The 9,234-nt window shown below is 73.6% G+C and carries 6 protein-coding genes; 4 read left to right on the top strand and 2 right to left on the bottom strand.

Annotation, left to right across the window (positions count from 1 at the left end):
* Positions 1 to 713: 713 nt before the first annotated feature.
* Together IE329_RS23645 and IE329_RS23640 are read right to left on the bottom strand one after the other, a co-directional pair.
* Entirely contained in the window at positions 714 to 1,292 is a 579-nt protein-coding gene (locus IE329_RS23645; protein WP_190212969.1) for a GNAT family N-acetyltransferase, read from the bottom strand.
* 207 nt (positions 1,293 to 1,499) lie between these two features.
* Positions 1,500 to 2,483, bottom strand: coding sequence for an aldo/keto reductase (locus IE329_RS23640; protein ID WP_190212968.1), 984 nt, complete (start codon positions 2,481 to 2,483; stop codon positions 1,500 to 1,502).
* 427 nt (positions 2,484 to 2,910) lie between these two features.
* Here IE329_RS23640 and chvE point away from each other — a divergent pair, with 427 nt between their 5' ends.
* The 4 genes from chvE to IE329_RS23620 all read left to right on the top strand — a co-directional run bounded on the left by chvE (position 2,911) and on the right by IE329_RS23620 (position 9,192).
* Complete coding sequence (gene chvE, locus IE329_RS23635) at positions 2,911 to 4,017, top strand: multiple monosaccharide ABC transporter substrate-binding protein (RefSeq protein WP_229927695.1); 1,107 nt, start codon at positions 2,911 to 2,913, stop codon at positions 4,015 to 4,017.
* Between the two features lie 107 nt (positions 4,018 to 4,124).
* On the top strand, positions 4,125 to 5,672 hold the full coding sequence (gene mmsA / locus IE329_RS23630) for a multiple monosaccharide ABC transporter ATP-binding protein (RefSeq protein WP_190212967.1): 1,548 nt from the start codon (positions 4,125 to 4,127) through the stop codon (positions 5,670 to 5,672).
* 3 nt (positions 5,673 to 5,675) lie between these two features.
* Positions 5,676 to 6,917 (top strand): multiple monosaccharide ABC transporter permease, encoded by a 1,242-nt coding sequence (gene mmsB / locus IE329_RS23625; protein WP_190212966.1) that lies wholly within the window; start codon positions 5,676 to 5,678, stop codon positions 6,915 to 6,917.
* Positions 6,918 to 7,071: 154 nt separating this feature from the next.
* Positions 7,072 to 9,192 carry a ricin-type beta-trefoil lectin domain protein gene (locus IE329_RS23620; RefSeq protein ID WP_190212965.1) on the top strand — a complete coding sequence of 707 codons (2,121 nt, stop codon included), beginning with the start codon at positions 7,072 to 7,074 and terminating at the stop codon, positions 9,190 to 9,192.
* Positions 9,193 to 9,234: the final 42 nt, after the last annotated feature.

Genomic DNA, 9,234 nt, shown 5'->3' with positions numbered 1-9,234 from the left:
CGCCAATCGGGACAAAGACACGCCACCAGCGAGTACACCTGACCAAGCCCTACTAGGGGCAATGCCGCCGGATTCAGGGCCGGTTGGGCAGGATGCCGGCGGCCGGGGCCGAATTCGCGGCCGCCGGCCGCCGGACCGCAGCGGGCCGGCGGCCGGCCTGTGACCGCAGGGGCCGGTGGGACGGCCGTGCCCGGCCCTGATCGGGTGCGGCCGGCGCCCGGGTCATGCCCTCGCCCCTCGGCGCCCGAGCCGCACCGGGCCCGGACGACGCCCTTCCCTCCCGGGGCCCGTGCGCCTCCCGCTGCCACCGCGCCTCGCGGAGCAAGGCCCAGGCGCCGGCGCACGGGCCGCCGACCGGTGCCGTACGGGAGCCGAGGGGCGGGCGCCGGCCTCCCGGGCGGGCGCGCCGGAGGAGCAGTCCGCCGTCAGGGCCTCGCCGTCCCGGACTCCGCGCGGGTCACGGGCCGGGTCGTCGACCGGCCGGGCGCGGCACAGCCCTCAGGAGCGCGAACCGTCACAGGACTCGCCTGGACCTCGACGTGCCCGCCGCGGACCAGGGCGCGCGGCCGGGTCACGCACCGGAGGAGGCGCAGGGTCGAGCCCGGGACGCCTCGGCCGGGCGGCCCCGGACCACCGGCCCGCGGACGAACGTCAGGCGGCAGGCGGCAGGCGTTGGACGGCGGACGGCAGACGTTGGACGGCAGGCGGCGGGATCAACGGCCCGACGTGGCCTGCGCCCCCTGCCGGGCGGCCCGCCAGACGGGGGCGAGCACCGACCAGATCTCCTGGTCGTGCCGCTTGCCCCGGTAGAGGTAACTCTCCTTCAGCACACCGTCCCTGGTCATCCCGAGCCGACGGGCGACGGCGATGCTGGGCCCGTTCTCGGCGGACACCCACCACTCCACCCGGTGGATCCCCCGCTCCTCGACGGCCCAGTCGATGATGGTCCGCACGGCCCGGGTCACCAGCCCCTTGCCGGCGGCCGCCGGCTCCAGCCAGCAGCCCGCCTCGGCGGTGCCCTGCCCGACGTCCATCCGGCGGAAGATGACGGCGCCGACCAGCGTGCCGTCCGTCCGGATGCCGTAGATCCGTCCGGTGTCGGCCGCGGCCCTCTCCGCGTAGGCCTGGAGGAACGCCCGGCTCGACGCCAGGTCGGTGACGATGTCGGGGAGCCCGTTGTGCTGCCCGATGAACTCCCGCCCCCGGTCCATGTGGGCCAGGAAGTCCTCGGCCTGCCAGGGTTCGAGCGGGGACAGCTCGGCGCCGTCGTCCCCCAGGGATATCGAGTACATCGTCGCTCCACGGTCGGTCCCGGTGCACACTGCCCGGGGATCCTCTCACGGGCCCGCGCGCCGCCGCCGGGGTTTTTGGCCGCGCACCGCCAGGACCGCCGGACACCGCCGCCCGGTGCCCGGAACCGCCGGGCGGGCCGGCCCGGTCGCACCGGTCCGGCCCGCCCGCCCGGCCCCGTGGTCAGCGGCGGCCCGGGTTCGTCGTGGTCACCAGCGGTCGTGGACCGTCGCGCGGATCCGCCGGTCGTACAGCCCCTCGACGGCGGCCAGGGTCGCCGCGGGGAGCGGCGGCAGGGCCGCGGCCGCCGCGTTCGCGCGCGCCTGCGCGGGGTTGCGGGCGCCGGGGATGACGGTGCTGACGCCCGGCTGCTGGACGATCCAGCGCAGCGCGGTCTGCGCGGGGGTGGCGCCCTCGGGGGCCAGCGCGGCGAACTCGACGGCCGCCTCGACGCCGGTGGCGAAGTCGACGCCGGAGAAGGTCTCGCCCTGGTCGAAGGCGGAGCCGTCCCGGTTGTAGGTGCGGTGGTCGTCCGCGGGGAAGACGGTGTCACGGGTGTAGCGGCCGGAGAGCAGGCCGGAGGCGAGCGGGACGCGGGCGATGATGCCGACGCCGGCGGCCGCGGCGGCCGGCAGGACGTCGTCCAACGGCTTCAGCCGGAACGGGTTGAGGATGATCTGGACGCTGGCCACGCCCGGGCGGGCGATCGCGGTGAGCGCCTCGGCGCAGGTCTCGACGCTGACGCCGTAGGCGGCCACGCGCTGCTCGGCCACCAGGGTGTCGAGCGCGTCGAAGACCTGGTCGGAGGAGTAGACGGCGGTGGGCGGGCAGTGCAGCTGGACCAGGTCGAGCACCTCGACGCCGAGGTTGGCGCGGGAGCGGTCGGTCCAGGCCCGGAGGTTCTCCAGGGTGTAGTGCTCGGGGCGCTGTTCCAGGCGGCGGCCCGCCTTGGTGGCGACCAGCACGCCCGCGTCCGGGCGTTCGCGCAGGTAGCGGCCGATCAGCTGCTCGCTGCGGCCGTCCCCGTACACGTCCGCGGTGTCGAAGAAGGTGACTCCGGACTCCACGGCCGCGTCGAGGACGGCGAGGGCGTCCTCCTCGCGGACGTCACCCCAGTCCGCGCCGAGCTGCCAGGTGCCGAGGCCGACGACGGAGGCCTTGCGGCCGGTCCTGCCGAGTACGCGCTGTTCCATGCCCAGAGCCTCTCACTTCGGGCCGCCGGCGACGGTCTCCGGGGGTCCGCGTGTCCGTGGCGCCCGGCCGGGCGCGGGCGACGGCCGCGGCCCGTTCCCGCCCGATTGTTAACGTTAACAATCTCCTCGTCAAGCCCCCGCGCGACATCCTCCGAATCCCCTCCTCCGCGAGACCCAACGGTGATCTCGGGCCACTTGACGAGGTTTCTGTGAGCGTTAACACTCATGTAACGCCAGGCCGGAGCGGCATGGCGGCGACACCCACGGCGGGCTCCCGCGGGCCCGCCCGGCCCCCACCGGACGGCCCCGGGAGCCCCCTCCCGGCCGGCCCCCCGAATCCGTCGGCCCGGGGCTCGCCCGCCCCCGCTCCACCCGCCCCGGACCCACACCGAGGCCGCGCCGACGATGGCAGACCACTGGAGGAATTGTGCGGAAAGTACTGACGGGCCTCGCCACGGCCGGCCTCGCGCTCTCGCTGGCAGCCTGCGGCCAGAGCGCCAACGGCGTCGGCGACGGCGCGAGCAGCGGCAGCGGCGGTGGCGCCAAGGGCGGCCTGGTCGGCATAGCGATGCCGACGAAGTCCTCCGAGCGCTGGATCAACGACGGCAGCAACATGGTCAAGCAGTTCCAGGCCAAGGGCTACAAGACCGACCTGCAGTACGGCGACAACGTGGTCGAGAACCAGGTCTCGCAGATCGAGAACATGATCACCAAGGGCGCGAAGCTCCTGGTGGTCGCCGCGATCGACGGCTCCTCGCTCACCGACGTGCTGCAGAAGGCCGCCGACGCCCACATCCCGGTCATCTCCTACGACCGCCTGATCCGCGGCACCAAGAACGTCGACTACTACGCGACCTTCGACAACTACAAGGTCGGCGTCCTCCAGGGCACGTACATCGCCGACAAGCTCGGCCTCAAGGACGGCAAGGGCCCGTTCAACGTCGAGCTGTTCGCCGGCTCGCCGGACGACAACAACGCGCAGTTCTTCTTCAACGGCGCGATGAGCGTCCTCAAGCCGTACCTCGACAGCAAGAAGCTGGTCGTGCAGAGCGGGCAGACCGACTTCAACCAGGTCGCCACCCTGCGCTGGGACGGCGGCCTCGCGCAGTCCCGGATGGACAACCTGCTGAGCAAGTCGTACACCTCGGCCGGCGTCGACGCGGTGCTCTCCCCCTACGACGGCATCTCGATCGGCATCCTCTCCTCCCTCAAGGGGGTCGGCTACGGAGGCGCCGGAAAGGCGATGCCGGTGGTGACCGGCCAGGACGGCGAGCTGGCCTCGGTGAAGTCGATCATCGCGGGCGAGCAGACCCAGACCGTCTACAAGGACACCCGCGAACTCGCCAAGGTCGCGGTGCAGATGGGCGACGCGGTGCTGACCGGCGGGAAGCCCGAGGTGAACGACGAGAAGCAGTACGACAACGGCGTCAAGGTCGTCCCCGCGTACCTGCTGCAGCCGGTCAGTGTCGACAAGGACAACTACCGGCAGGTGCTGGTGGACGGCGGGCAGTACACCGCCGACCAGCTCAAGTAGTCCCGGGGCCCGGGCCCCCGGGCCGCGCCGAGCCGGGCGCGTACGGGCCGTCGGCCGCTCACCCGAGCCGCCGGCCCGTACCGCCCCCGTCGAACGGATGCACCACCATGGCCGGACCCGTCCTTGAGATGCGTTCGATCAGCAAGTCCTTCCCCGGGGTCAAGGCCCTCTCCGACGTCAACCTGAGCGTCGCCCCCGGCGAGGTCCACGCGATCTGCGGCGAGAACGGCGCCGGCAAGTCCACCCTGATGAAGGTGCTCAGCGGGGTCCACCCGCACGGCTCCTACGAGGGCGAGATCCGCTTCGAGGGCGAGCCCTGCGAGTTCCGGGACATCCGGGCCAGCGAGCGGCGCGGCATCGTGATCATCCATCAGGAACTCGCCCTGGTGCCGTACCTGTCGATCGCCGAGAACATCTTCCTCGGCAACGAGCACGCCCGCCGGGGCATCATCAGCTGGCACCGGACCGTCACGCACGCCACCGCGCTGCTCAAGCGGGTGGGCCTGCACGAGAACCCGCACACCCGGGTCGCCGACATCGGCGTGGGCAAGCAGCAACTGGTCGAGATCGCCAAGGCGCTGGCCAAGGAGGTCAAGCTGCTGATCCTGGACGAGCCGACGGCCGCGCTGAACGACGAGGACAGCCGCAAGCTGCTCGACCTGATCCTGGAGCTGAAGGCGCAGGGCATCTCCTGCATCATCATCTCGCACAAGCTCAACGAGATCGCCCGGGTCGCCGACTCGGTCACCATCCTGCGCGACGGCCGGACCATCGAGACCATCGACGTCAGGGCGGACGGGATCTCCGAGGACCGGATCATCCGCGGCATGGTCGGCCGCGACCTGGAGCACCGCTACCCCGACCGCACCCCGGAGATCGGCGAGGTGGCGCTGGCCGTCGAGGACTGGACCGTCCACCACCCGATCGACCATCAGCGCAAGGTCGTGGACAGGGTCTCGCTGCACGTCCGGCACGGCGAGATCGTCGGCATCGCCGGCCTGATGGGCGCCGGCCGCACCGAACTGGCGATGAGCGTCTTCGGCCGCTCGTACGGCCGGTGGGCCGGCGGCCGGGTGCTGCTGGACGGCAAGGAGATCCGCACCCGCAGCGTCCCGGAGGCGATCGGCCACGGCCTCGCGTACGTCACCGAGGACCGCAAGCAGCTCGGGCTGAACCTGGCGGACAGCGTCAGCCGCAACATCTCGCTCGGGGCGCTCGGCAAGGTCGCGCGGCGCGGCTGGATCGACGAGCACGAGGAGACCAGGGTCGCCGAGGGCTTCCGGCGGAGCATGAACATCAAGGCCCCCTCGGTGTTCGCGCAGACCGGCAAGCTCAGCGGCGGCAACCAGCAGAAGGTCGTCCTCAGCAAGTGGATCTTCTCCGGGCCCGAGGTGCTGATCCTCGACGAACCCACCCGCGGCATCGACGTCGGCGCCAAGGCCGAGATCTACACGGTGATCGCCGGGCTGGCCGCGCAGGGCAGGGCGGTGCTGGTCATCTCCTCCGAACTGCCCGAGCTGCTCGGCATGTGCGACCGCATCTACACGATGGCCGAGGGCCGGCTCACCGGTGAGCTGGACCGCGCGGACGCGACCCAGGAATCCCTCATGCGCCTCATGACCGTGAGCGCGGCAACCGAGAACGAGCAGGTGTAAGGCATGGCCCAGACCGAGACCACGCAACCCCCCGCGAGCGCGGCCCCCGGCCCCGACCAGGGCGGCAGCCGCGGCGTCGGCGCCCTGCTGGCCCGGGCGCTGCAGGGCAACATCCGGCAGTACGGCATGCTGCTGGCGCTGGCGCTGATCGTCGTGCTGTTCCAGATCTGGACCGACGGCACGCTGCTGATGCCGCTGAACGTCACCAACCTGATCCAGCAGAACAGCTACATCCTGATCCTCGCCATCGGCATGATGATCGTCATCATCTCCGGGCACATCGACCTCTCGGTCGGCTCGCTGGCCGCGTTCGTCGGCGCGGCGGCGGCGGTGATGATGGTCCGGCACGACGTGCCGTGGCCGCTCGCGCTGGTCGTCGCGCTGCTGATCGGCGCGGCCGCCGGGGCCTGGCAGGGCTTCTGGATCGCGTACGTCGGCATCCCGTCCTTCATCGTCACCCTGGCCGGCATGCTGCTGTTCCGCGGCGGCACCCAGATCCTGCTGCAGGGCCAGTCGGTGGCGCCCTTCCCCAAGGGCTTCCAGAAGATCAGCAGCGGGTTCCTGCCGGAGGTGGGCCCCCACACCAACTACCACAACCTGACCCTGCTGCTGGGGCTCGGCGTGCTGGTGGTGGCCGTCCTCCAGGAGGTCCGCGGCCGCCGGCAGGCCGCCGGGTACGGGATCGAGCTGCTCCCGACGGGCTTCTTCCTGGCCAAGCTCGGGGCGATCGCGGCCGCGGTGCTGGTGTTCACCCTGCTGCTGGCCAGCTACCACGGGTTCCCGGTCGTGCTGCTGATCCTGGGGGCGCTGCTGGTCGGCTTCGGCTACCTCATGCGCAACTCCATCCTCGGCCGCCACACCTACGCGATCGGCGGCAACGAACCGGCGGCGAAGCTCTCCGGTGTCAAGAGCAAGCGGGTCGTGTTCCTCGCGTTCGTCAACATGGGCGTACTGGCCGCGCTCGCCGGGATGGTCTTCGCGGCGCGCCTCAACGCCGGCACCCCGCAGGCCGGTATCAACTTCGAGTTGGAGGCGATCGCCGCCGCGTTCATCGGCGGCGCCTCGGCCAGCGGCGGCGTCGGCACCGTGCTGGGCGCCGTGATCGGCGGCCTGGTGCTCGGCGTGCTCAACAACGGCATGTCGCTGGTCGGGGTCGGCACCGACTACCAGCAGGTCATCAAGGGCCTGGTGCTGCTGGCGGCGGTCGGCTTCGACGTCTACAACAAGCGCAAGGCCGGGTCCTGACCCTCCGTCGGCACCCCGTCCGCCGGACCGCCCGCCACGGCGGTCCGGCGGTGCTCCGTCCGGTCCCGGTCCGCCCGGGCCCGGCGGAGCCGGTCCGCGCGACGCCCGCCCGGGCCCCCGGACGGCGCACCTCCCGCACCCAGGAGTGCCGCGCATGACCCCCTGGCTCACCCGGCCCGTCGTCAGGGCCCTGGTGCTCGGCCTCGCCCTCGCCGGCGCCGTCGCACCCGGCGCGCCGACGGCCGGCCCCGCCCCGCGGCCCGTCGCCCTCGAAGCCCGGCCCGCCGGCCCGCGGCCCGCCCCGCAGGACGACGGCGCCGACGGCGCCGGCGCCGGCGCCGGCGCCGGCCGGGCCGCCGCGCCGCCCCCGATGGGCTGGGCCAGCTGGAACAGCTTCGCCAGCAGCATCGACCTCGCCACCGTCAAGGCACAGGTCGACGCCTTCGTCGCGGCCGGCCTGCCCGAGGCCGGCTACCGGTACGTCAACCTGGACGACGGGTGGTGGCAGGGCGCCCGCGACGCCGACGGCGAGATGACCGTCGACCCCGTCCGCTGGCCCGGCGGGATGGCCGCCGTCGCCGACTACATCCACGGCAAGGGGCTCAAGGCCGGCATCTACACCGACGCCGGCCGCAACGGCTGCGGCTACTACTACCCCACCACCCGCCCCGCCGCCGCCGGCACCGGCATGGAGGGCCACGAACTCCAGGACGCCCTGCGGTTCCAGCGCTGGGGCTTCGACTTCCTCAAGGTCGACTGGTGCGGCGGCGACGCCGAGCACCTCGACCCCGAGACCAGCTACCGCACCGTCGCCGCCGCGATCGCCGGGGCCACCGCCACCACCGGGCACCCGATGCTGCTCTCGGTCTGCGAATGGGGCGTCGGCCGGCCGTGGAACTGGGCCGCCGGCACCGCCGCGATGTGGCGCACCGGCTACGACATCATCCACTGGGGCGAACGGCCCTCGCCCGGGGCCGCGCTGGCCAGCTTCGACCGGAGCCTGCACCCCGCCGCCCAGCACACCGGCTTCGTCAACGACCCCGACATGCTGACGGCCGGCATGGACGGCCTCACCGACGCCCAGAACCGCACCCAGCTGAGCCTGTGGGCGATCGCCGGCGCGCCGCTGCTCGCCGGCAACGACCTGACCCGGATGACCCCCACGACCCGGGCCACCCTCACCAACCCCGAGATGATCGCGATCGACCAGGACCCGCGCGGCCTCCAGGGCGTCAAGGCCGCCGAGGACACCGCCGGACTGCAGGTCTACGGCAAGGTGCTGAGCGGCACCGGCCGGCGGGCCGTCCTGCTGCTGAACCGGACGGCCGCCGCGGCGCCGGTCACCGTCCGCTGGACCGACCTCGGCCTCACCGGCGCGCCCGCCACCGTCCGCGAGGTCTGGGCGGCCGCCGACCGGGGCACCCCCGCCACCGGCTGGACGGCCGACGTCCCGGCCGGCGGCTCCGTCCTGCTGACCGTCACCGGCACCGAGGCGCCCGCCGCCACCTACCAGGCCGAGGAAGGCACCCGGGCCGGTGGCGCCGGGCGCACCGACTGCGCGCCCTGCTCCGGCGGCGCGGCCGCCGGTCCGCTCGGCCCCGGCACCGGCCTCACCCTGACCGGCGTCGGGACGGCCACGGCGGGCATCGCGCTCGCCGACATCGCCTACGTCAACGGCGACCCGGTGGCCCGCACCGCGACCCTGCGGGTGAACGGGCAGACCCCGACGGTCGTGTCGTTCCCGCCCACCGGCTCCTGGAGCACGCCGGGCACCGTCTCCGTCCTGCTGTCGCTGGCCAAGGGCGGGGACAACACGATCACCCTGGCCGCCCCCGACGCTCCGGGCCCCGCCCCGGACGCCGTCCTGCTGCGGCCCCTCCCCGGCACCGCCGGCACCGCCCTGGTCGGGGCCGGCTCCGCCCGCTGCGCCGAACTGCCCGGCAACGCCGTCGCCGACGACACCCGCGCCGTGCCGGCCGACTGCACCGGCGGGCAGAACCAGACCTTCACCGCCACCCCGCGCGGCGAACTGGTGGTCTACGGCAACCGCTGCCTGGCGGCGCTCGGCGACGGCCGCGCGGACGGCACCCCCGTGGTCGTCCGCGACTGCACCGGCGCCCCCGGACGGACCTGGGCGCCGCACCCGGACGGCACGATCCGCAACGGCCTCTCCGGACTCTGCCTCAACGACCCCGGCCGCGGCGCCGACGAGGGCACCCCGCTGGACCTCCGGAGCTGCGACGGGACGCCCGGCCGGACATGGGAGCTCCGGTAGCCCCGGGCCGGCACCGACGGCGGGCCGGGCCGCCCGGACCAC

This window comes from Kitasatospora indigofera, assembly GCF_014655955.1.
GTDB classification, from domain to species: domain Bacteria; phylum Actinomycetota; class Actinomycetes; order Streptomycetales; family Streptomycetaceae; genus Kitasatospora; species Kitasatospora indigofera.
This window is presented reverse-complemented; position numbering and strand designations above follow the sequence as displayed.